Here is a 23,080-nt window from a genome sequence, read left to right on the forward strand (position 1 = left end):
GCATAAATACTCTGTGGTTTGAACTCCACGGGTTGCCTGACCGCCTTATTGGTGATCATCGAGGTTTGATTTGTGAAAATTGCAGGGAATGTTGTATCCCGTCTCGGGAGGCGGTTACTGATTGTTGAAAGTGATGCTGGTCAGCTTCCTCCTCTGTATACAGAGGTTGCAGATGAACAAAGCAGATCTGTTGGAAAAATTGTTGACCTTTATGGGAGTGTTTCCCGTCCGTACCTGACTGTTTTGTGCAGCGAGGATTCGGCTTTTGGTGTACATGCAGGAGACAAGCTGTATGTTATCCCCGAAACCAGACCGGAAAAACCCAGAAAAAATTCATCTCACAAATATAGCCGCGATATGCGTGCAAACAGGCGTTAATCCGTAGATCGAAAAGGACCTTATAATCATGGAAACTGAAATTGAAAAACTGAAACAGCTGCGAGCGGATAGAGAAAAAATGAAACAGCGTCAGGAGACGACGCTTGTAACAAAGGAGAAGGAGAAGCAGGGCGGAAACGATGCGACCGCGACCGTTTGTCCGGAGTGCGGGAGCAAGCAGCTCGTTCATGATTATGAACGTGCGGAGCTTGTCTGTCAGCACTGCGGTCTTGTTTTGGATGATGATTTTATCGATCGCGGGCCGGAATGGCGGGCGTTCGATCATGATCAGCGGATGAAGAGGTCACGTGTCGGTGCGCCGATGACCTTTACGATCCACGACAAGGGTCTTTCCACGATGATCGACTGGAGAAACCGGGACAGTTACGGAAGAGCGATCTCATCCAAGAACCGGGCACAGTTGTACCGTCTGAGAAAATGGCAGCGCCGTATCAGAGTTTCGAACGCGACCGAGCGTAATCTGGCGTTCGCACTTTCCGAACTCGATCGAATGGCCTCGGCTCTCGGTCTTCCGCGAAATGTGCGTGAGACGGCCGCAGTCGTCTACCGTGATGCCGTTGATAAGAATCTGATCCGCGGAAGAAGTATCGAAGGTGTGGCAGCAGCTGCGCTATATGCAGCCTGCCGTCAGTGCAATGTTCCGCGAACGCTCGACGAGATCGCGGAAGTGTCCCGTGTCTCCAGAAAAGAGATCGGCAGGACCTACCGGTTCATCTCCCGTGAGCTTGGATTGAAACTTCTTCCGACCTCTCCCGGCGACTATGTTCCGCGGTTCTGTTCCGGTCTCGGTCTGAAAGGCGAGGTCCAGTCACGTGCGATGGAGATCCTGAAACAGGCAGGAGAGCGTGAACTCACCAGCGGACGGGGGCCAACGGGCGTTGCCGCCGCTGCGATTTACATCTCCTCGATCCTTTCCGGAGAACGCCGGACCCAGCGCGAAGTTGCGGACGTGGCGGGCGTGACGGAAGTGACGATCCGAAACAGATACAAAGAACTGGCAGAACAGCTGGATATCGAGATCATTTTATGATCTCTCTGAATATTTTTTCCCGCAGCTGAAGCTGCAAGACCATAAAGTTAAAAGGGACTTTGTCCTATATTATAGAGATATTTCCCGGGCTCGTATATCAGGGGTAGATAGCTACGTTCGCAACGTAGATGCCGCGGGTTCAAATCCCGCCGGGTCCATTCGTTTTTTGCTTTTTTTAGTGATCATTGCTCTGAGGCGGCTTCATCCCTTTTGCATGCGGATAAGAATCGCCGGATCACTTTGTATTTGAGGTATGATTCCCCGGCGTTGAATTGTTTCTGCGTAAAAAAAATTGGCTATTGAAAGATCCAAAAAAAAGATCAGATTTTCACGGTCGATACAAGCGCCCAGGACGGAAGATCGATCGTGATGCCGAATGCCCATAACACGATCGTGAAGACGAAGATGGTGAATATCACAACACCGATCAGATTGAGGAACCATCCGGCGGTGACCATGTCCTTCATCTCCACATACTCTGTTCCGTAGGCGATCGCGTTTGGAGGGGTGGCTACCGGAAGCATGAATGCAAGCGATGAACAGACCGCAGCCGTCATCATAAGGATCCACGGATTCACCGAAAGGGAGATCGCCGTAACTGCGAGGATGGGCATCATCACCGAAGCTATCGCAGTATTAGAGGTAAGTTCCGTCAGGAACGTGACCAAAATCGCTATGGCGAGAACGATGAGCAGGATCGGGACCCCGTTGAGCACATCCAGATATCCCACGATCGTCTGCGCGAGGCCGCTCTTGATAAACGCAGCCGAAAGACACATACCTCCGCCGAAGAGCAGAAGGATCCCCCAGGGGATGCGGACTGCCCACTGCCAGTTCATGGTGTACTCCTGTTTTTTCCAGCTGATCGGCAGGAAGAACAAAAGAAGCGCACCGAAGATCGCGATCGTCGAGTCGTCGATTCCGGGGATGAACACATCCAGGCCGGGAAGAGTGAACGAGCCGAAATCTTTGCTTTTAGCAAAGATCCAGCAGAGTGCCGTCAGAACAAAAACGAAGAGGGTGTTTTTTTCTCCGCGCGACATCGGTCCGAGTTCTTTGACCTCTTTATCCAGCGCCTCTTTCGCATTGACCAGCACGTTCGGCATTTTTCTGTATGCGACTTTTGTAAGCCAGAGCCAGATCGCAAAAATCATCGCGATAACGAACGGAACTCCAAACTCCATCCAGGTAAAGAAGTCGATCGGCGTACTCTGCGGGAAAATGAGCGCCATCTGTGCAGCCAGGATGCCGTTAGCCGGCGTTCCGATGAGGGTCCCGATGCCTCCCACACCGGCCGCATAAGCAACCGCGAGAACAAGGCAGCCGGCAAACGCTTTGTGGGGAGCTTCCATATCCGCGAAGACTTTTGTCGGCAGGACCGTCGCAATTATTGCGATCGCGATAGGAATCATCATCATCGCGGTCGCGGTATTTGACATCCACATCGAAAGAAACGCTGTAGCAATCATAAATCCGAGAATGAGACGCTTTGGACTCGTCCCGGTAATATTGATTATTTTCAATGCAATCCTTTTATGGAGTCCCCACCTCTGCATCGACATGGCTATGATAAAACCGCCGAGGAAGAGGAAAATCACCTTATCCGCATAGGGAACTGCCGCCTCAGCGGGTTTGAGTATCCCGAGAAGCGGAAACGCGACCAGGGGTATGAGGGCCGTCGCCTCGATCGGGATCGGCTGGGTAATCCAAAAAATGGCCATCATTACCGTTACTGCCGCGGCGAGACGCGCGGGGACCGGCAACATGGCAGGATCAATTGGAGCGATCAGCAGAATCAGAAATGCTGTGATGCCCAGTATTAACCCATAACCTTTTTTCATAACTTATTTTATTGAGCAGAAGGTGTAATGAGCGTTACTATTTTTCACGTCGGAGATCCGGCTGATTTCCCGACCCGATATTTAATCACCTCTCACCTCCAATAATACACCACATTCTACCGCCGGTTTACTGCCGGATAGTAAAGGGTTGTATATACAATGGCAGAGGAACATTCCCAGCACGAAATCGAAAAAGACGAAGCACGAAAGCGATATGAGTTCAAAAAATCACTGGAACGGTTAGAAGAAAAAGAGGGATCGGGAACTGAACTGATCTCTCTCTATATCCCGCCGGACAAGCAGATCTATGACGTAACCGCCCAGCTTCGCGATGAATACGGTCAGTGTGCAAACATCAAAAGCAAACAGACAAGGTCAAACGTCCAGAGTGCTCTCTCTTCGATCCTCGCACGGCTGAAATACTTCAAGAACCCGCCGCCAAACGGCATGGCCGTTTTCTGCGGTGCGATCAACGTGGGCGGGGATAAAACCGATCTGGAATCCATCATCGTCGAGCCGCCGGAGGTCATCCAGACCTACAGTTACCGGTGCAGTTCAACGTTTGAACTGGAGCCGCTCAAGGCGATGCTCGATGACAAATATGTCTACGGACTCTTGGTTCTCGACCGCCGTGAGGCTTACTGGGGTTTTCTCCGCGGCACCCACATCGAGCCGATCAACGGCACCCACTCCACAGTTCCGGGTAAACAGAGAAAAGGCGGTCAGTCCAGCGTTCGTTTCGAGCGTCTCAGACTTATCGCGATCCATGACTTCTACAGCAAAGTCGGTGAACGCGCATCGGCCGCCTTCCTTGCCGAACCGAACTTCTTTGAGAAGTTCAAGGGTGTGCTGATCGGCGGCCCGATGCCGACCAAAGAGGAGTTCGCTGCAGGCAACTTCCTTCATCACGAAGTCCAGAAACGGATCATCGGTCTCTTCGACTCCTCCTATACCAATGAGTTCGGTCTGCGCGAACTCGTGGACAATGCCCAGGAAGCTCTTCGCGGCGTCGGCATCATGGATGAAAAAGCGGAGATGTCCCGGTTCTTCAAAGAACTCATCAAAGAGAACGGAGCCGCCGCGTATGGTGAGGACAGTGTCCGGCTCAATCTGGAAGCCGGGGCAGTCGACACCCTGCTTCTTTCTGAAAAACTGCGAAAAGTCCGTCTCACGCTGAATTGCCGAAACTGCGGCTATGAAGAAGTCAAGACCGTGAAGATCGAAGCCGGTAAAAAAGCAAAAGATCTGCCGTTTGGTTACTGCCCGAAGTGTCAGTCTCCGCTCGCTCTCAGCAAAGAAGCCGATATCATCGACGAGCTGACTGAACTTGCCGATGCATCAAACACCAGAGTCGAGATCATTTCAGAAGATTTCGAGGAAGGAGCAATGCTTTACTCCGCATTCGGCGGAATCGCGGCCGTTCTCCGCTATCCAACAGGGATGTAATATGTACCGTGAATATATTGAGAAAACAATCGGCCTGCTTCGTGAAGTCACAGGTCTGGAAGATGTTATGATCACCGACGGAGGGGATCACGCCGATCTTGCTTCCACCGTATCATTTGCTCTTGCAAAAACACAGAGAAAGAATCCTGCACAGATCGCCGGCGAGCTTGTCGCCGCGATCTCGGCAAGACCCGATGCAAAAGGCATCGAAGTTTCAGCCAAAGGTCCCTACATCAACTTCGTCTTTGGCGGGGAATATGTGGCAGAATCCGTTCGCGCAGCCCGCAGCCCTGATTACGGAACGCTGCCTGTACGGAACGAGAAGGTCATCATCGAACATACCAGCGCAAATCCGAACGGACCTCTGCATGTGGGTCATATCAGAAACACGGTGATCGGCGACACGCTCGTTCGCGCATTCAGAAAAGCCGGCTACCCGGTCGAGGCACAGTATTATCTCAATGATATGGGCCGTCAGATCGCGATCGTTGCCTGGGGAGTCAAAAACCTTCATTACGACCGTCTTCCCGGAGAAAAAGGCGACGAGTATATCGTCCGTCATTACGTCGAGGCAAACAAAATCGCAAAGGCAAAACCCGAGATCGAACCTGAGTTCGATTCAATGATGGAAAAGATCGAAGCCGGCGATCCGGAGACCGTGAAGCTCTTCCATGACTCAGTGGATATCTGCGCTGACGGGATCAAAGAGACCCTTTCTTCGATGAATGTCGTCCATGACAAATTCGTTCGGGAGACCACCTTCCTCTGGAACGGTTCGATGCAGGATGTCCTGAACCGGATCGAAAAACTTCCGACCGTTCATCACGAAGGACAGATGATGTACCTCGATCTTTCCGGAGAAGGATTTGGAAACCGATATGTGCTTCGCCGGAGCAACGGGACATCCGTCTATGCAGCGCGTGATCTTGCTTTCCATCTCTGGAAAAACGCTCAGTGCGACAGAAGCATCGATGTTCTCGGCGCCGACCACAAACTGATCGGAGCTCAGCTGCAGACGACGCTGAAACTTATCGGCGAACAGCCGCCGGAGATCGTCCACTTCGAGTTCGTCTCCCTTCCGGAAGGTTCCATGACGACCCGGGGCGGTGTTTTCATCACCGCGGATGAGCTGATCGCCGAGACAACGAAACGTGCGATGGAGGAGGTAACCGTCCGCCGGCCGGAACTCAGCGAAGAAGAACGGGCAAAAATCGCCGCCGCCGTTTCCGTCGGCGCGGTCCGCTATGATATCGTGAAGGTCTCTGCGGAAAAATCGACGGTCTTTGACTGGAAGGAGGCCCTCGATTTCGAACGTCAGAGTGCCCCCTACATCCAGTATGCCCATGCAAGGGCCTGTTCGATCCTGGAAAAGGCGCGTGCTGACGGCGGATTTACCGAGTGTTATGCCTATTCTGATCCCTATGAACTTGCTCTGGCAAAACACATCGCACAGTTCCCCTTTGTTCTCGAAAAAGTCGTGGTGGAACTCCGCCCGCATCTCCTCGCAACCTATGTTCGCGATCTCGCGGATCTTTTCAACTCCTTCTACCGGTTTGCTCCGGTCCTGAAGGCAGAAGGAAACGTCCGGGATGCACGGCTCACCCTTGTTGATGCGTGCAGAAATACTCTTTATCAGGCTCTTGGTGTTCTCGGCATCGAGGCTCTGGAAAGTATGTAACTTCAGGTCTTTGACCTGAATTGTTCTTTTTTACCCTGATAGAATCTATTATATTCTCATCCGTGCCAGTATCATTTATGTCAAAAACAAAAGCAGCTGATGCAGTTTTGCTCCTTGAGCAGCTGGCCCAGGTGGTAAAAGAAGGTGACAATGATGTCAGAGAGGTCAGGATCGCAAAACTCTCCGACGCTGTTTCTGGAGCCAAATGCCTGAATGTTCCGGAGAGAAAAGAAGCGGAAGCTTTGATCAAGATCCGTGACTGGCCGGCTCTGAAAAAATATCTGGAAGAGATCTAGATCTCTGCAGCAAGGGCCAGTACTCTTTCCACCTTTTTGTCGGTGATCTCTTTTTTAGTTACTACGTTCAGCTGCCCGAACGTTTTTGCGGTGTACTCGTCTCCGCAGAACGTGCAGTCATCCTCCGCTGCTACTGATGCAAGATGGCAGGCTCCTTTTCTCAGAAGCATAAGGGCGGCAACCCCGCTGGCGGGTCCAAGCCGGATCTTGATCCCTTCAAGCATACACTTCTCGGCAAGGCGGTCGAGCGCCGGATCATATACTCCGGCAATAAGGACCGTCTGCTCCAGCTCCTCTTCCGGGACCTGGAGTACTGCATCGACCGTTTCTCCTGCTTCGTATCCTTCAACGCCGAGGGGGATGTGGACAATGATGTTGCTTCGTATCCCGGCCATCTGGACGCTTGATCCGCGGGAAAGGGGGATCGCCGTGTACCGGCCCCCGATTTTCGCGGCGGCGTAGAGACTGAACTCGTCGATACCTCCTTCAGAGGCGACTGTCGAGCCGAGAACGACGGGGATCGTCTTTTTTTCCGGCCCGGTCCATCCCCAGCTTTCTAAAAGTTCGGCGACCAGTATTCTCAGGACGCTCTGGGCCGCCAGAGGATAGCCCGGGACTCCGAACACCGGTTTTTTGTTTACGATCCCAAACATCGCAGGCCTCGCGGGTTTCATGGCCAGGCCGTGGAAAAGCAGTTTTCCCAATTCGCTGATCACCGAGGCCGTAAAGTCCTTTGTCCCGGCAGATGAACCGGCTGAGATGATGACGATATCACACGTATCCGCAGCTTTTTCCAGCGCTCCGCGGATGAGTACGCGGTTATCGGTCACGGGAGGATATCTGATCACATCGACGCCGAACTGACGGAGATATGCTTCAGCCATCAGTGTGTTGCTCTCGACCACCTGTCCCGGAGCCGGCTGCGTTCCGGGAGTTATCAGTTCTGATCCTGTCGGAATGATCCCGATGCAGATTCGTTTTACTTTGATCGAGGTGATCCCGTACGAGGCGATAGCGCCGATGTTGAACGGAAGGATCTTTGCTCCTGCGGGAAGTATGAGCTGACCTTTGCGGATGTCTTCCCCGGGCGGTCTGATGTATGATCCGGGATTGACATTTTTCCTGATGACGATCTCTTTTGGATCGTCATCAACAAACCAGGTGTCTTCGATTTTTATGACCGCATCGAATCCTTTTTTGACGACGTTTCCGGTGTTCACCCGGTCAAAGTTTGTGAGGGTGACCGGGGTCTGGTCTGAGGCCGATTCCGTTTCCTTTGCGAGGACCGCAAACCCGTCCATTGCTGCTGTGGGAACTTCCGGAACCGAGTACTTCGCGTATATGGATTGTGCGAGGATATGTCCGCAGGCGTCAAGGAGGTTCATCTCCCGTGATCCGACGACAGCCGGCGTTTTTCTGACAATATCGACTGCATCTTTCAGACTGATCTCATCAAGATAACGTTTTACCATAATAATACCTCCACAATGTCCCCTTTTTCACATCCGTCACGGCCTGCCGGGACCCGGATATAGCCGTCGCTTTGAACAAGCGTATGCAAAAGGCCGGATTTTCCAAGGACAGGTGCTGCTTCGCCGTTTTCTGTGACTCTGACTCTGACGAGATCCTCTCTTCCTTTTTCGGAGGGAAAACTCATGGCAAGGGGTGTGCTGATTTTTCGCGGTTTTTCCACTGCTCCCGTCATTTTTGCGAGAAGAGGGCCGGCAAAGAGTGTAGTGATCATATAGGTCGAAGCGGGATGACCCGGCAGACCCAGGATCGGGACGTCGTTTATGCTTCCAATGATCGTGGGTTTGCCGGGAGCGACGGATACGCCGTGGACATGGACTTTTCCCAGGGTCTCGATGACGCGTGAAGTGACGTCCTTTTCATCCTTCGAACTGCCGCCGGAAAGAATGACGAGATCACACTCGGCGGCTGCTTTGGCCGCGATTGGTGTCAATGCTTCTGCATCATCCCTGATGATGCCGTAAAAGACGGGGGTTGCTCCGTGTTCCGTCATGTACGATCTGATGAGTGTGGTGTTCGTGTCGCGTATCTGCCCGAATTTTGGCGTATCCGCGGGCAATACCAGTTCATTTCCGGTCGAGATGATCCCGACTGCCGGACGTTTTCTGACCAGGACCGGGTCGCATCCGAAGGCTGCAAGAACGCCGGCTGTTTGTGCGGTTATTTTGTGGCCGGCCGGGAATACCTTTTCTCCTTTCGAAAAGTCCTCATTGTATTTCAGGACATCCAGACCCGGGCTGGCTGCTGTTTTGATAAGAAGCACGTCGCCGGCGAGTTCTGTGTGTTCCTGCATTATTACGGCGTCGGCTCCTTTGGGCATGACGCCGCCGGTCGGGATATATTTTGCTTCTTTTTCTCCGATAGGTCCGGCGGTGTTCTCCCCCATCGCGATCCTGCCGGTCATGTTCAGAAGCTTTGGTTTGTTTTCTCCTGCTCCAAGCGTGTCTTGGGACCGAACGGCGTATCCGTCTTTGATGGAGCGGTCAAATCCGGGGATATCTTCTGGAGATGTTATTGGTTCTGCGAGGATCCGTCCGCAGGCGTCTTCCAGAGGAACGTACTCGGCGGGCAGGAGTTTTCCCAGCGAGAGAAGGATTTTTTCCGCCTCTTCAACGGATATGAGTTTCAGAAATCTCATGCGCGTCCCCCGGATCCGGTTGTGCTTATTGTGTTGTATCCACTCTTCATTCATATGGAGTGGTTTTTCCAAACGCTTAATGTTAGCGTAAGGGGCCCCGCATATGGCTGTACGGACGGGCCAAACGAATGGAAAATTCCGGAACCTGCATTTATCATGATTAATCATGTCAAAAAGAATGATTGATATATCTGCTCATTCATACCGGGTATAAACACATCACATCGGGTTTTATGACTGAATTGTGAATGGGGTAAAATTATGGTTACATTCAGTCCTGCGCAGGTTTGCGTAAAAATTGGAACCGCTGGTGTTACAAAAACCAGTCTTCCGGCATTGAATATGCTGGTTCGTGCATTTCTTGCCGGCGCCTATGTGGCAATGGGCGCTACGCTTGCAACAGTAAGTTCGACCGGTGTTGCAAACATTTTCGGCCCGGGGATCGCTCAATTCATCGTAGGTGCGGTCTTCCCGGTTGGGCTGATGCTGGTCGTCTTCACCGGCGCAGAACTTTTTACCGGCGATGCGATGTTTGCTCCGATGGCGATCCTTCAGGGTCATATAGGAATGAGCAAACTCATTTATCTGTGGGTTGTCGTTTATGTCGGCAATCTTATCGGATCCGTGTTCATGGCGTTTCTGGTCAGTTACGGGCCATATTCTTCGTGGGATGCGCTCGGCGCCGCAACGGTGACGAGTTTTGGTCTTCGTGCGATCCAGATAGGGTCGGCCAAAGTCGCCTACACCGGAACGATGGGCCTTCTCTCCTGTTTCTTCAAAGGGATTCTTTGTAACTGGCTTGTGTGTCTTGCGTTGTTCCTCGGTTTTGCCGCGGATGATGTGATATCGAAGATCGCCGCTCTCTGGTTTCCGATCATGGCCTTTGCGGCCTCGGGATTCGAACACTGTGTTGCAAACATGTTTTTCATCCCTGCAGCGATCATCACGAACGGTTTTACCAGAAACACCGTAGATAATTTGAATTGGGTCGGGATGTGGACGAACAACGTCATCTGGACAACGCTTGGCAACATCGTTGGAGCAGTGGTTTTCATGGCGATCGTCTATTACTACTGTTACAAGTCGGAGATCTGCACGTTATGTGCAGAAACCACGAGGGGCAAAGCATAGCCGCTTTTTCTCTCTTCACTCTCATTTTTCTTTTGTCTTGTCAACGGTGGAATGCGCCGGCTTTTTCAGAAAAGAGGAGGAGCGAAAACGGGATCGTTCCTCTTTTTTCTTCGCGCGCGAAGCGTCTTTGCATTCAAACGCTTGGGATCATGATAAATTACCTGAGAAATAGATGTGCCTGGATACTTTTCCAGGAGTACTTTCACAATACCTCCTTTTCTATCGGCCCTTGTTCATCTTCGACAGACAGTATTTTTTTCGTTTGAGCGATGCGGATCTCGGGCGGATTTTGCCGGATATGATGGAATGTAAATAAGGTTTTTGTTTCGTCAGTTTCCCGGCGCTTATTTTCTCACTGTGTTTTCCGCGCATTCGGGAAAATCCAATGAGTCAATATATTTAAATTTACTTAAACAGTTATTTTGTTTAATGTAGTTAACCTGATAAAATTTATGTCCTCTCAGTTTATCATGATTCTTCATATCATTTGGTATGATTTAAATAGGAACTACTCCAATCTGAAAATAACGCAACCCGGTCAGGTATTTTCCCGGCAGGGTTGTGAGGTGTTTATTTATGGTCACATTCAGTCCGGCGCAGGTATGCGTCAAAATTGGAACGGCCGGCAAAGGTAAATGCAACCTTCCAGCATTCAACATGCTGGTTCGCGCATTTCTTGCAGGTGTGTATATTGCAATGGGTGCTGCCCTTGCAACAGTTGGATCGACCGGTGTCGCAGCAGTCTGGGGCGCAGGTTTAGGACAGTTCGTAACTGGTGCTCTTTTCCCAGTTGGTTTAATTATCGTTGTTTTAACCGGAGCAGAACTCTTTACCGGTGACGCAATGTTTGCCCCGATGTCACTTCTTCAGGGACAGATCGGTATCGGCAAGCTTGTTTATCTCTGGGTTGTTGTCTACATCGGTAACCTTATCGGATCCGTCTTCATGGCATTCCTTGTCACCTATGGTCCGTACACCGCATGGGACGCAGCAGGCGTTGCCACGGTCACCGCATTTGGTACCCGTGCTATCGCTATCGGAGCTGCCAAGGTTTCCTACACCGGAGTAATGGGCATTCTCTCTGTCTTCTTCAAGGGTATCCTTTGTAACTGGCTCGTCTGCCTTGCTATCTTCCTTGCCCTTGCAGCTGATGAAGTCATATCCAAGATCTTTGCAATCTGGTTCCCGATCATGGCCTTCGTTGCCTCCGGATTTGAACACTGTGTTGCAAACATGTACTTCATCCCGGCCGCAATCCTGACAAACGGATTTACCGGAAACACAGTTGAGAACCTGAACTGGGTCGGTATGTGGACGAACAACATCATCTGGTCTACCCTTGGTAACATCGTTGGTGCTGTCATCTTCATGGCAATCGTCTACTACTACTGCTACAAGTCAGAAATCTGTGCACTCTGCGAAGCAAAATAAGATAAGTTCAGCGTGATTCCACGCATCTTATCCAAACCATCTCTTTTTCTTTTGCTGCATCATACAAGACATGCATCTATTTAACCTAAGAAATAGCACTATCACTAACGACCGGTGTCTCTCATGAAAATAAAAGGCGTAAAAATCAGCTTGGCCCCTATGCACTATATTGTTGTAATATTTTTCCTTGCACTCTTTGTCTGGTCATTTTTTGCAACTGGTGACGGTATGTTCCTCTATTGGGGTATCCCGCTCTCTCTGTGTTTATTGATCATTCCTCTGGTGAACAGTTACAGTGTGGGAAGTCAGTATCTCAGACTTCTGCCCGAATACGAAGCTGAAGCAAAACCCTGCAGGATAAAACAGCTCGGCCCTTCCATGGCAGGCAAACCCGTCCGCATCGAGGGTGTCGTCCAGAGTGTGAAAGGCACGTTCATCAACCGCCCGGGATATAAGATCTTTGACGGGTCGGGAACCATCACTGCCCAGCGGTCCACCCCTCTTGATATCAATGTCAGGGTCGGGGACAATGTGCAGGTCGTCGGGATGATCGTCAAACGATTTGCCTTTGCAGGAGATCTTGTCGTTCACGCAATAGGAGTGAAAAAAATCGACACCCTGACCCCGCTGGAGATGGATGAGGCTCTTGTCTCATCAGAAACCAGGAAAATCAAAAAATATCATTAACTCTTCCCCTATTTTTTCATCACCGGGTGTCTGGAACCAATAGTATTAATCCTTTAAGATCAGAATGTTTGCTTATGTCTCATGAAGTGGTTGTGTACTCGCTCTCGGGCTGTCCACACTGTAAAGCACTGAAAACGTATCTTGATAATCAGCATATAGCTTACACCAATATCGATGTGGGCGCCGATCAAAACGCCGCTGCTGAAATGATCAGAATAACCGGGCAGCGGGGGGTCCCGGTCACAATTATCGACGGCGACAAGATCGTGGTCGGTGACGATACCAGAAAGATCATGGAAATTCTCAAAGGAGAGGAACCGGAAAAGAAAAGCCCGGTTGTATCTGCAGTATATCATGATCTGGTAGTGATCGGTGCAGGGGCAGCAGGTCTTTCGGCCGCGATGTACGGCGCCCGAAAAGGGATGGACATGATCGTGCTCGCCGGATCTATTGGCGGCATGGTGAATCAAAGCTATGTCGTGGAAAACTATCCCGGCGTTCCGGATGTCTCCGGCGAAGAGCTGATGAAAAAGATCTATGATCATACGGTAAAATCCGGAGGGATCTTTGTTGACGATGTGGTCACCGGCATTTCCAAAACCGGGGAGAACTTCTTTATCGAAACACTGGCCGGGGGACGCTACACTGCAAAGGCGGTCATAGCGGCCACTGGAAGGTCTCCGCGTCTCTCGGGAGCGAAAGGCGAGACCGAGTATCTCGGCAAAGGTGTTGCGATCTGTACTGTCTGCGACGGTCCGCTGTACAAAGACAAAGTCGTCGGCATCCTTGGCGGCGGGAATACTGCCGTTGACATGGCAATCGAACTAAGCGACATCGCGTCAACGATCCACCTGATCGTTCGCAGTCAGCTCAAAGCGGACAAAGTGCTCATCGACCGGCTCAAAACAAAGAAGAACGTGGTCCTGCATAAGGGATATACCATATCGGAGTTTGGCGGCGGTCAGTTTCTTGAGTATGTCATATTGCAAAAAACCGGCGGGGTATCTGCCCTTCTGGGAAAAGCTGAACAAAAACTTCCCGTCGACGGCGTATTCCTTGGGATCGGTCTTGACCCGAACACCTCGGTCTTCGAAGGCTTTGCAGCCATGAATCCAAATAAAGAGATCCTCATCGATATCGACTGCACAACAAACATCCCGGGATTTTTTGCTGCCGGCGATGCGACCTCCATCAAAGCAAAACAGATCGCAGCATCCGTCGGCGAAGGAGTCAAAGCTCTTCTGTCGGCCTATGACTATCTGCGAAGATAACTCTCTCTTTTTTTCAAAAAAGCTGATACAGCTTTTTTTCTCTGAAGCGGGTCCCCTCTTCATTCAAAAAACTCATCGGCAAAAGCAGCGCAAAAAAGATTGGCTGAGAATATATCTCAGATATACGGCCTTACTCGTAAAGCTCGGACTCGTCGATCTTAGTGTAAGAGACAAGTTCGGCCGGAGTAAAGTGGATGCCGATCTCGCGGGCCGCACTCTCGGGAGAGTCTGCTGCGTGAATGACATTTTTGCCGATCGACAGAGCATAATCGCCGCGGATCGTGCCGGGGTTAGCTTCTGTCGGGTTGGTTGCACCGTTCATTTTACGAACCGTTGCAACTACATTCTCACCTTCGAGGACAAAACGGAAGACCGGTCCACTCGTGATGTATGCTTTCATACCCGGGTAGAAGGGTTTTGCGAGGTGTTCCTCATAATGCTTGTCAACAATTGATTCAGCAAGAACGCCGAATTTTCCGGCTACGAGTTTGAATCCCTTGTTTTCAAAGCGTGACAGGATCTCGCCGACAAGTCCGCGCTGAACACCGTCGGGTTTGATCATCACAAAGGTGCGTTCCATAAATTAAATCACTCCTTACCGCGTGCCTTGCGACCTGCTGCGGTCCAGGCTACACGTCTGGGGATTCTGCCGAGCTTATAGTTGCTCTGGCATTTCGATGAGCAGAAATAGAAGACTGCTCCGTCTTTTCTCACAAAGAGCTTCCCGGTTCCGGGTTCAAGCTGCTTTCCGCAGTAGCTGCAGGTATATGTATCCACCATTTTCGTCACCGTCTGGAAAGTTTCTTTGCTTCGCGTTCCGTTTCAAGGAGCATCAGAATGTCACCCTCACGGATAGGTCCGAAAGTGTTACGGGTAATGATACGCCCCTTGTTTGAGCCATCAAGGACACGGCATTTGATCTGGGATGCCTCTCCGTGCATACCGGTAAGGCCGATGACCTCGATTACTTCTGCTGGCGTTGCATCATCAGGCATGGAATTATCCTCTCAGTGCCTTGATCTGACCGGCAAGATCTCCTACGAGCTCTTTGCCTTTGCCGACTTTAACGATTGCTACTGCAGTGCATCCGACGTCAAGGCCGCATGCGGCTCCGATGTCTGCCTGCTTGTTGATGAAAACGAACGGAATCTCCTTCTCGTCTGCAAGTCCGGGGATGTGCATGACGATCTCTTCGGGTGCAACGTCTGCGCCGATTAAGACGAGAGCTGCAATTCCACGCTCGACGGCCTTGGTTGCCTCGTTTGCGCCTTTCTTAATCTTTCCGGTGTCACGTGCAAGCTCAAGAGCTTCAAGTGCTTTGTTCTGAAGTTCTTCTGGGACTTCAAACTTCTGGTAAATCTTTGCCATAATTACTCACTTCACTCGAGAGGTTTTACCCTCTGTCATCGCTCATCAGCGGTCATACTGGTAGGTACAAAACAGTCTCAGGAGATATCCCGATTTGTTCCCCCCGTACGGGGTAACCGTTGCTGGCGTAACTATATTTATGGGTCTGAATTTGAGATAAAGATATGGATGAACGTCACGAAAGAATGTTCCTCCTTGCCAGAGATATATGCTCTTCTCCCCTTAAGCAACGACGTTATATCCCTTCTTTTTCCCGGGATAAATCCCGCTTAGGGGAGGGGATTGGCTATTTTACCCGTAAAACGCCGTTGCCTGGTTTAAAAAAACCGGTCTTCTGGTTTTTGAAAGAAAAAGCTCCGTCATTTTCCATCCTCTCTACCGCGCTGAAAATTCCGGTGATCAGGAAGGGGCCGTATTATCTGATCCGGTAGATATCCACACCTTCTGCTGAGAATACATTCTCGAGATCCTCCGGAGGGAGATCGATCGTGTACATCTCCTGTTCCGTTTCGCCGACAAACAGGTATGTTGCTCCGTATTTTTCCATCAGACTGATCGTTTTGGTCGGGTCTTCGTAGATCGCACGTACATCCGCTATCCTTGAAGAAATATCCCCGATACCGCTCCGCCACCCGACCTCATGACCCGTCCATCCGATGATCGTAGACAAACCGGTCACCGCCGAGACCCTGGATCCGTACGTATACGAAATCCCGGCTGCTTCGACCACGACAGACGAAGGGTCCGCCGTCTTCTGCAGAAATCCGATCCCCTCATAATCCGCCGGATGGGATACGGAAAGCCAGGCTGCTCCGTCCAGCGTTCCGCCGGGATAGCCAAGATTGATTCCTCCAACGGCAAAAATCACCGCTAAACAGATGACTCCCGCACATCCTGCCGCCCAGATCTTTTTCGTATCCACCGATGCAAAGAGGTTTTTGAACCAGTTCCCAAGGATCAGCAGTGAGGAGATACCAAGGAAGAACCATGCGCAGAATCCGAATTTGAAGACGGTGTTCATCCGATAGTAGGTATCACCCATAAAGTCCCTGAGATAGAATATCTCCAGAAAAACCAGGATGGAAAGTCCGACCACCCCAAAGATGATCTCAGGCCGCCAGGATTTTTTCCCCAGGAGAAGGATGATCAAAAAGACCGCAAGTCCAAGCGATGCATAGCCGGACAGCCAGAATAGGATCGGAAGTGCGATCACCCAGGGATATTTTTTCAGAACAGAATATCCGTAGATCCCAAAGATCACGAAGAAGAACAGATACACGCCGAGAAACTCGATCACCGGCGATGTGGTCGTCACAAGATAAAATCCCTGAACGCTTGACTCACCGGCCGTGAGCATCTGATATAAAAACGGCGCGTAGGAGAGAAGCGAAAGGACCGGAACAAGCAAAAACGGCGGAAGTTTTCTGACCTGATGCCGGTCGATCCTCCACCAGACCAGACATGCTGTAACGAGATACACCGCTGCATAGATCAGCACGTCCCAGGAGTTCATGGCAGGCATCGTCCCAAGTGAGAGGGAAAGAAGGATAATCAGCAGATACTTTCCCCAGCCTTTCAGATCCTGCCACCTGGTTATCATCACGGCCAGCAGGCAGATGAACACCAGCTGATTGAAACATGCGAGAAGATGTGCATGGGGATCCCCCCATAAAAAGGAGAAAAGGGGGTACTCATTGATGGTTGCCCCCTCTCCGATAACCCGTGTGGATGCCCACCATGCATCGATCACTCCTTTTCCGGTGAATGCGTGCCATATCAGCGCAGCATTCGGGATGATGAGGACCAGGATCGGGAACCACTGATGACGTTTCAGAAGCAGAACGCCGATCGCGTAGGCTGAAACTGCCGCGAGGGCAAACACAGTTGGAATCATCAGATTAAAGACAACGGTGTTCGATCCCATCGCCAGGATCCCTAAAACCCCCATCATCCAGTGTCCGAGATAATAATAGATGCTCAGGCTCTCTCCGGCAAACCAGGGATCGGCCGGCGTCACGGTCGGATCAAGCATGATGCTTCCAAGAAATGCCGCATCCATAAACCGCTCGCCGGACGGAATGATCCCCGGAGAGAACCAGCGGACGGTCAGCAGAAGCGCGAATGCAGCAAGAAAAACAATGTCCCAGCGGACCATGCATTTCAGGTCGGCCAGCTCATACTGTTTTTTGTAGAACGCAAACCCGCCAAGTACGGCAAACATCAGCAAAACAAGCTGGACCGGAAGGCCTGCCAGACCAAGATACCAGGACCCGATCGTCAGTAAAAGGATCCCGACCGGGTATGCAATTCCGTAGGAAATCGATCCGAGCGCAGGTTTCAGATAGGGATAAACAGTGATCTGGCTGAATTTGATAATGATCAGCCAGAGGATGACGGTAAATATCTGGGATTCAACGGCTGCCATTCTCTTCCTTGAGTTGTTCTGTGCTGCCTTTGAAGAGTTTTTTCATAAGCGTCACCGACCAGCCGCCGAAGTAATAGAGTGAGATCAGACCTCCGGCAAGCGTGACCAGATTTTTGATCAGATGGTCGATCACTGCGATCAAAAAGGCTGTGAACGGCACAACGCCCCCCATCTCAAAAACTACGGCAAGGGCTGCTTCGTACGTTCCTATTCCTCCCGGGGTTATCGGCACGGCTTTTATGAGATTGCCGATCACGATCGCCAGAAGGACCAGCATGAACGGAACTTCAACGGACAACATCATACATACCAGATAACAGGTGAGAACATCCATCATCCAGATAACAGCAGATGTTCCCGAGAGGATCCCAAGGGATGCCGGTGTGGAGGAGACCTGTCTGAACTGTGCAAAGATCTCCAGGATCTTTTGCAGGATCCGGTTTTTGGCATGCATCCATCTGGCGAGCAGAAGAATGACGATTCCTGCGATGCCGGCGATCAGGACAAAGATGATCAGCCAGATAAACCATGCATACTCTTTTGGGATCAGACTGATCAAAACCGGCAGGGAACACAATCCGAGAACTGCCAGTACGAGAATATCATACACCCGTTCAGCGATGAGCGATGTGAATCCCTTCGTATAGGGCATCCCTTTCTCGTGTTTGAGGATGAACATCCGGACAAAGTCGCCGAGGCGTGCCGGGATGATCAGGTTTGCCGTCTGGGAAACATAGATGGATGCAGTGGAAAAAATGACGCCTATCTCTGTTCCGAGGCGTTTGACAATGTATTTGTACCGAAAACCCCGGAGAAACCACGCAAGAACACAGATGCCTACCGCTGCGATCAGCCAGGTAGGGACCAGGGATTCAAGAATATTTTCGAGATTTCCCTGGAGTTCATCCCAGACGCGAAAAAGCATGTACCCGAGCAGAGAAGCCGCGATCACCGTTGGAATGACAACGGCACTAACTTTTTTCCACATGCAGTCTCCACCACATCTTCAGGATGTCTTTTCCCATATTGCTCACATCTTTGAATCTGACGGTCGTTCCCGGTCCCTGCCGCCAGATCACCGGGAACTCATCGACCCGAAGTCCGGCTTTTTGTGCAAGGACGAGTGATTCCGTATCCCAGAACCAGTGAGGGGCCTGGATCTTTTGCACGAGTTCCAAAAGAACTGCGGATCTATAGGCTTTGAATCCGCACTGATGATCATTGAGTTTGCTGCCGAGGAACAGCCTGACCAGAAAATTATAGCCTCGGCTCGCGATCTCACGGTCGCCGCTTCGAACGATGCTGCTGTCTTTCATCAGGCGTGATCCGGTCGCGACGTCAGCTCCGTCTTCTATGTGATCGAGAAGTTCTGCAAGATGGCTGATGTCAGTTGCCAGATCTACATCATAATAACAGAAAATCTCGCCGCATGATTCTGCAAGCGCCCGGTTCAATGCCCTGCCTCTCCCCTGCCGTTCGTCTGAGTGGAGCAGCCGGACCCGCGGATCTTTTTTCTCCCACTCCTCCACGCACTCGCGGCTTCCGTCGGTACTGCCGTCCTCTGCGATGATCAGCTCGAAAGATTTTCCGTACGCTTCGAGTGCCTGAATGGATTTTGGAATGGCTGTCTTCAAAGCTTCCACATCATTGAAGACGGGAAGGACTGCGGTGACGGATACGCGGTTCAAAGATTTTTCTCCTCTAAGTATTTTGCAGCATTGAGCCCCGCCAGAATCGACCCTTCCATACTTCGTTCAGGATAATTTTCCGGTGAAAACATTCCTGCGATGAACAGATCGTTTCCAAGATCTGCCGGAGGGATCGCATCTTTATATCCCGTAACATATACGGGGCCGGCAAATCTGTCGATGTACAGGTCTGCGTGACGGATCTCGCTTTTATCTATAGAAAAACGTCTGCAGAAGTCATCAATCATCCGGTCTTTCAGTCCCCCGTCCGGTTCATCTTTAAAGTAGGAGGCAAGATACACCACATGTTCCCCGTACCATTCGAACGGGACGAAATTCGTGTGCGTGACCACGGCTCCGTAGGGGGCCGGATCTCCCATATTGGTCCAGTAGATGCCGTTTGCCGGATCGCGGGCGAGACCCAAGGTCATGCATGCTGCTCCCTGATACATGAGATTTGGGAGCTTGTCTGATGTTTTTTCCATTAACGCGTTTGTCACCTGAGGCGGGAGCGTGGAAATTACGGCGTCATACGCTTCGCCGTTGATCAGCCATTTGTCCTTTTCCCTGACAAGCGAGGTCGCCGGAACGCCGAGTCTGATCTCCGCCCCTTTTTCCCGGAGTTTTTCCGTCATCGCATCGATCAGCCTGTGCCATCCTCCTTTCAGATAGCCGAGCCTCTCCCCTTCAGATCCCCTGTCGGAGCGGATAGCGATCCTGCTCATAAGCCAGGCGGCCGAGACGTCATTTTTCATCGATCCGAATTTACTTGAGAGCAGGGGGGCGAAGAACGCATTATAGATATCCTCTCCTACTTTCTCATACAGATACTCTTTTGCCGTGATTTTGTCAAGCGGAGCAAGATCGATCTTTCGTGAACTGATCACAAAGAGTCCGAGCCTGCATTTCTGGAAAAATGTCAGGCAGGGATACTTCAGGATCTCCAGAGGCGTTGTGAGCGGGTGGAGTTTTCCGTTCATGTAATATCCGGTCGAACCTTTCAGCCAGATCAGATCGGATCTCAGACCGAGTTCATCCAGAAGGGAAAACAGATTTTTGTCGCCGGAAAAACAGTGGTGATAGAGGGTTTCGAGAGTATAGGTGTCGTTGTAGGTCTGAGAGGACATACAGCCGCCGGGAACTGTATTTTTTTCAAAAATAACGACCTCATGATCATCAGCAAGCTGCAAGCCGGCTGACAATCCCGCAAGTCCTGAACCGAGAATCCCTATCTTCATTGTAGTATAAGATAGCTTTGTATGATAAGAAAGTTTTTGGCAGACGTCGTCGTATAGTATGGAAGTCATATATATTCGATGACTTACATATATATCACAATTAAAGGTGTCTACAGTAAATGCGAGTGTTTTTTATAGGATTTGGACAAGCAGGAGGAAAGATCGTGGATATGTTCCTGGCACAGGACAAAAAGTTAGGATCCACGAGCTTCCGCGGTATTGTTATCAATACCGCCCGGACCGATCTGATGGGGGTAAAATACATCCCTATGGAAGATCGCCTTCTGATCGGCCAGACAATGGTCAAAGGCCACGGGGTCGGAACCGATAACGTAACCGGCGCCAAGGTGGCGGCTGATGAGATCGACACGATCATCAATGCGATCGACAAACGCGGGACCCATGATGTCGATGCATTCGTTGTTTGTGCCGGATTGGGCGGAGGTACGGGTTCCGGCGGAGCTCCGGTTCTCTGCCGTCATTTAAAACGTATCTATCGTGAACCGGTCTATGCTCTCGGAATCATCCCTGCTCCGGAAGAGGGGCGTCTCTATTCCCTCAATGCCGCCCGAAGTTTATCCACGCTGGTAAATGAGGCTGACAATGTCATCGTCTTTGACAACAGTGCCTGGAAGAACGACGGCGAGAGTGTGAAGAGTGCGTTCGACCGGCTCAATGAGGAGATCGTCCGCAGATTCGGCGTTCTTTTCCGTGCCGGCGAGGTGAATAAGTTCGGTGTCGGAGAGATGGTCGTCGACTCGAGTGAGATCATCAATACACTGCGGGGCGGAGGTATCTCTTCGGTCGGCTATGCAATCAGCGAGGCTATCCCCAAAGGCGGCCGGTCTTCATCGAAGTCGGGCGGCGGCCTTCTCGGCGGTCTTCTTGGCAAGAAGGACAAACGTCAGGAGCCCCACATCGATATAACTTCGAGCGAGGATAAATCCGCAAAGATCATCGGCCTTGTCCGCCGTGCGATGCTTGGACGGCTGACTCTCCCCTGTGATTACTCGACAGCCGAACGTGCTCTCGTTCTGGTTGCCGGCCCGCCGACGGAACTTGACCGCAAAGGCGTGGAGAAGTCCAAGAGCTGGGTCGAGGAAAATATTGCCGGCGTCGAGGTTCGCGGCGGCGATTATCCGGTCGACAGCGGCTATGTTGCGGCAGTGGTCCTGCTTGCAACGATCGGGAATGCTCCCCGCATTCGTGAGCTGATGGAGCTTGCAAAGGAAGCAAAGGAAGAGGTCGTGAGATCCCGTGAACGGGCCACTTCATCGATGTTTGAGGATGGTATCGATCCCCTGTTTGAATGAGGACACAATGAAGAAAATAACATATATATTATTGGCACTCCTGGTCTGTGCAATGTTTATCGGCACCGGATCGGCATTTACGTATACGAACGGAGCAACGATCGATCCGTCGGGATCTTTGAGTCCTGGTGAAGCGGTCACTGCATCTATGACCATATCTCTTCCAAAGGACAGTATCAGCACGTCGGGATCTCTTAAACTGACGACTGCCCTTAGAGACTCAACGCTTTGGACCGTATATGTCTACAAAGGCACGGTCGTCAACAATAAAACCAGTGAGGACGCCCTTATTACGACACTCTCCTCATCCAGTTTTGCCTATACAATCTCAGGATTCGTTCTGGATTACGACCAGCCGGTCACTCTGTATATCGCTTTGAGCGGGCTGATTCCAGAGAGTTTGAAAGGTCAGTCTATTACTGTTCTCAAAATAGATCAGGAGCCTACTGCTCCCCCTGGAGAATCGGCGACATACTCCTCCCCAACCCAGAAGGTCTATAATCCAGATGACTTTTCTGGCATGCTCGCGGAGACACAAGAACAGATCACCTCTCTTGAGTCTCGTGTTGCTACGTATACATCGTACGGGGTCGATGTCTCGTCCGTAGTTACAAATCTGGAGTCAGCAAAAACCTCTCTTGCGGCTGCAAAATCCGCGGGAACTGCAGATATTTCGGTCGCCAGCAAAAAACTGGAAGCAGCGACCACGTCTTTGACTGCAGCTGAAAAAGCCCTGTCTCTTGCCGGTCTGACTGCTATTAAAGCAAATACGGACGCCGTCGATCTCATCATCACTGAATTGTACGGCAAAGGCTGGGATACCGAAGCAAAACTGCTTGGAATTACCAATCAGGGTGTCAAAAATACCTATGATGTCGCAGCCATCTCCTATAACACCGGCGGTTCGCCAAATGTTGACGAGACCCTGAAAGCCTCGGAGCAGGCATTAGCTGACGGAACCGCGTATCAGGAAAGTGCTTCTGCTTCGCCTCTTGCCGCTGTCGGCAGTGTCCTTCCGATCGTCATCGTTATCGTGGTTTCCGTCCTGGTTGTCGTCGGCGCGATCATTTTCATTCGAAGACGCAGAGGCGGCTGGGACGAGCTTGGATAAAACCTAATTTTTGAGGAGTCTTCTCTCCTCTTTGACACCTTTTTTTGAAAAACAGTGAT

At 51.0% G+C, this 23,080-nt stretch carries 23 protein-coding genes and 1 tRNA gene; 13 read left to right on the top strand and 11 right to left on the bottom strand.

The features are described from left to right. Positions 1-72 precede the first annotated feature (72 nt). The 3 genes from EYA77_RS00250 to EYA77_RS00260 all read left to right on the top strand — a co-directional run bounded on the left by EYA77_RS00250 (position 73) and on the right by EYA77_RS00260 (position 1,587). On the top strand, positions 73-378 hold the full coding sequence (locus EYA77_RS00250; RefSeq protein ID WP_167815519.1) for an H/ACA ribonucleoprotein complex subunit GAR1: 306 nt from the start codon (positions 73-75) through the stop codon (positions 376-378). A gap of 28 nt (positions 379-406) precedes the next feature. Further along, positions 407-1,429, top strand: coding sequence for a transcription initiation factor IIB (locus tag EYA77_RS00255; protein ID WP_042698094.1), 1,023 nt, complete (start codon positions 407-409; stop codon positions 1,427-1,429). A gap of 86 nt (positions 1,430-1,515) precedes the next feature. Beyond that, positions 1,516-1,587 (top strand) — tRNA-Ala (locus EYA77_RS00260). Positions 1,588-1,749: 162 nt separating this feature from the next. On the opposite strand, the gene EYA77_RS00265 is transcribed toward EYA77_RS00260, so the two are convergent. Then, complete coding sequence (locus EYA77_RS00265) at positions 1,750-3,270, bottom strand: SLC13 family permease (protein ID WP_042698092.1); 1,521 nt, start codon at positions 3,268-3,270, stop codon at positions 1,750-1,752. Positions 3,271-3,429: 159 nt separating this feature from the next. Here EYA77_RS00265 and prf1 point away from each other — a divergent pair, with 159 nt between their 5' ends. From prf1 to EYA77_RS00280, 3 genes are all read left to right on the top strand, one after another. After that, positions 3,430-4,716, top strand: coding sequence for a peptide chain release factor aRF-1 (gene prf1 / locus EYA77_RS00270; RefSeq protein WP_042698089.1), 1,287 nt, complete (start codon positions 3,430-3,432; stop codon positions 4,714-4,716). A gap of 1 nt (position 4,717) precedes the next feature. Next, on the top strand, positions 4,718-6,394 hold the full coding sequence (argS, locus tag EYA77_RS00275; protein ID WP_167815520.1) for an arginine--tRNA ligase: 1,677 nt from the start codon (positions 4,718-4,720) through the stop codon (positions 6,392-6,394). Between the two features lie 77 nt (positions 6,395-6,471). After that, positions 6,472-6,690 (top strand): hypothetical protein, encoded by a 219-nt coding sequence (locus EYA77_RS00280; RefSeq protein ID WP_095641985.1) that lies wholly within the window; start codon positions 6,472-6,474, stop codon positions 6,688-6,690. On the opposite strand, the gene EYA77_RS00285 is transcribed toward EYA77_RS00280, so the two are convergent. Both EYA77_RS00285 and glp read right to left on the bottom strand, forming a co-directional pair. Further along, entirely contained in the window at positions 6,687-8,162 is a 1,476-nt protein-coding gene (locus EYA77_RS00285; protein ID WP_167815521.1) for a molybdopterin-binding protein, read from the bottom strand. The genes EYA77_RS00280 and EYA77_RS00285 overlap by 4 nt on opposite strands. Then, positions 8,156-9,358 (bottom strand): gephyrin-like molybdotransferase Glp, encoded by a 1,203-nt coding sequence (glp, locus tag EYA77_RS00290; RefSeq protein WP_167815522.1) that lies wholly within the window; start codon positions 9,356-9,358, stop codon positions 8,156-8,158. Before glp ends, EYA77_RS00285 begins: the two co-directional genes overlap by 7 nt. A gap of 261 nt (positions 9,359-9,619) precedes the next feature. Here glp and EYA77_RS00295 point away from each other — a divergent pair, with 261 nt between their 5' ends. The 4 genes from EYA77_RS00295 (at position 9,620) to EYA77_RS00310 (ending at position 13,878) form a co-directional block, all read left to right on the top strand. Continuing rightward, entirely contained in the window at positions 9,620-10,489 is an 870-nt protein-coding gene (locus tag EYA77_RS00295) for a formate/nitrite transporter family protein (RefSeq protein ID WP_042698077.1), read from the top strand. A gap of 576 nt (positions 10,490-11,065) precedes the next feature. Then, positions 11,066-11,920, top strand: a complete 855-nt coding sequence (locus EYA77_RS00300; protein ID WP_167815523.1) for a formate/nitrite transporter family protein — start codon at positions 11,066-11,068, stop codon at positions 11,918-11,920. Positions 11,921-12,079: 159 nt separating this feature from the next. Next, complete coding sequence (locus EYA77_RS00305; protein WP_167815524.1) at positions 12,080-12,607, top strand: nucleotide-binding protein; 528 nt, start codon at positions 12,080-12,082, stop codon at positions 12,605-12,607. A 74-nt stretch (positions 12,608-12,681) separates the two neighbouring features. After that, positions 12,682-13,878: an FAD-dependent oxidoreductase gene (locus EYA77_RS00310; protein ID WP_042698071.1), complete on the top strand. Its 1,197-nt coding sequence runs from the start codon at positions 12,682-12,684 to the stop codon at positions 13,876-13,878. Between the two features lie 130 nt (positions 13,879-14,008). Here the strand turns inward: EYA77_RS00310 and ndk are convergent, their stop codons facing one another. The 4 genes from ndk to rpl7ae are packed head-to-tail and all read right to left on the bottom strand — an operon-like array spanning position 14,009 to position 15,246. Next, positions 14,009-14,458: a nucleoside-diphosphate kinase gene (gene ndk / locus EYA77_RS00315; protein ID WP_042698069.1), complete on the bottom strand. Its 450-nt coding sequence runs from the start codon at positions 14,456-14,458 to the stop codon at positions 14,009-14,011. An 8-nt stretch (positions 14,459-14,466) separates the two neighbouring features. Next, complete coding sequence (locus tag EYA77_RS00320; protein ID WP_042698067.1) at positions 14,467-14,658, bottom strand: 50S ribosomal protein L24e; 192 nt, start codon at positions 14,656-14,658, stop codon at positions 14,467-14,469. Positions 14,659-14,663: 5 nt separating this feature from the next. Continuing rightward, positions 14,664-14,873, bottom strand: coding sequence for a 30S ribosomal protein S28e (locus tag EYA77_RS00325; RefSeq protein ID WP_011833865.1), 210 nt, complete (start codon positions 14,871-14,873; stop codon positions 14,664-14,666). A 4-nt stretch (positions 14,874-14,877) separates the two neighbouring features. After that, complete coding sequence (rpl7ae, locus tag EYA77_RS00330) at positions 14,878-15,246, bottom strand: 50S ribosomal protein L7Ae (protein WP_011833864.1); 369 nt, start codon at positions 15,244-15,246, stop codon at positions 14,878-14,880. Positions 15,247-15,410: 164 nt separating this feature from the next. On the opposite strand from rpl7ae, the gene EYA77_RS00335 reads away from it, so the two are divergent. Then, the gene (locus tag EYA77_RS00335; protein WP_167815525.1) at positions 15,411-15,677 is read left to right on the top strand and encodes a hypothetical protein; all 267 of its coding nucleotides are present in this window, start codon (positions 15,411-15,413) and stop codon (positions 15,675-15,677) included. Here EYA77_RS00335 and EYA77_RS00340 read toward each other — a convergent pair. The 4 genes from EYA77_RS00340 to EYA77_RS00355 are packed head-to-tail and all read right to left on the bottom strand — an operon-like array spanning position 15,662 to position 20,597. After that, positions 15,662-17,671, bottom strand: a complete 2,010-nt coding sequence (locus EYA77_RS00340) for a DUF2298 domain-containing protein (RefSeq protein WP_167815526.1) — start codon at positions 17,669-17,671, stop codon at positions 15,662-15,664. The two genes, EYA77_RS00335 and EYA77_RS00340, sit on opposite strands and share 16 nt — an antisense overlap. Then, complete coding sequence (locus EYA77_RS00345) at positions 17,658-18,659, bottom strand: lysylphosphatidylglycerol synthase transmembrane domain-containing protein (RefSeq protein ID WP_042698057.1); 1,002 nt, start codon at positions 18,657-18,659, stop codon at positions 17,658-17,660. Before EYA77_RS00345 ends, EYA77_RS00340 begins: the two co-directional genes overlap by 14 nt. Continuing rightward, a complete protein-coding gene (locus tag EYA77_RS00350; protein WP_167815527.1) occupies positions 18,643-19,359 on the bottom strand; it encodes a glycosyltransferase in 717 nt (238 codons plus the stop codon). The genes EYA77_RS00345 and EYA77_RS00350 overlap by 17 nt, the downstream gene beginning before the upstream one ends. Next, positions 19,356-20,597 (bottom strand): NAD(P)/FAD-dependent oxidoreductase, encoded by a 1,242-nt coding sequence (locus EYA77_RS00355; RefSeq protein ID WP_245241076.1) that lies wholly within the window; start codon positions 20,595-20,597, stop codon positions 19,356-19,358. Before EYA77_RS00355 ends, EYA77_RS00350 begins: the two co-directional genes overlap by 4 nt. A gap of 119 nt (positions 20,598-20,716) precedes the next feature. On the opposite strand from EYA77_RS00355, the gene EYA77_RS00360 reads away from it, so the two are divergent. Further along, positions 20,717-21,910 (top strand): tubulin/FtsZ family protein, encoded by a 1,194-nt coding sequence (locus EYA77_RS00360; RefSeq protein ID WP_042698049.1) that lies wholly within the window; start codon positions 20,717-20,719, stop codon positions 21,908-21,910. Positions 21,911-21,917: 7 nt separating this feature from the next. Then, positions 21,918-23,021 (top strand): hypothetical protein, encoded by a 1,104-nt coding sequence (locus EYA77_RS00365; protein WP_167815529.1) that lies wholly within the window; start codon positions 21,918-21,920, stop codon positions 23,019-23,021. Positions 23,022-23,080: the final 59 nt, after the last annotated feature.

Origin of the sequence: Methanocorpusculum sp. GPch4, from assembly GCF_012062385.1 — an archaeon.
GTDB classification, from domain to species: domain Archaea; phylum Halobacteriota; class Methanomicrobia; order Methanomicrobiales; family Methanocorpusculaceae; genus Methanocorpusculum; species Methanocorpusculum parvum.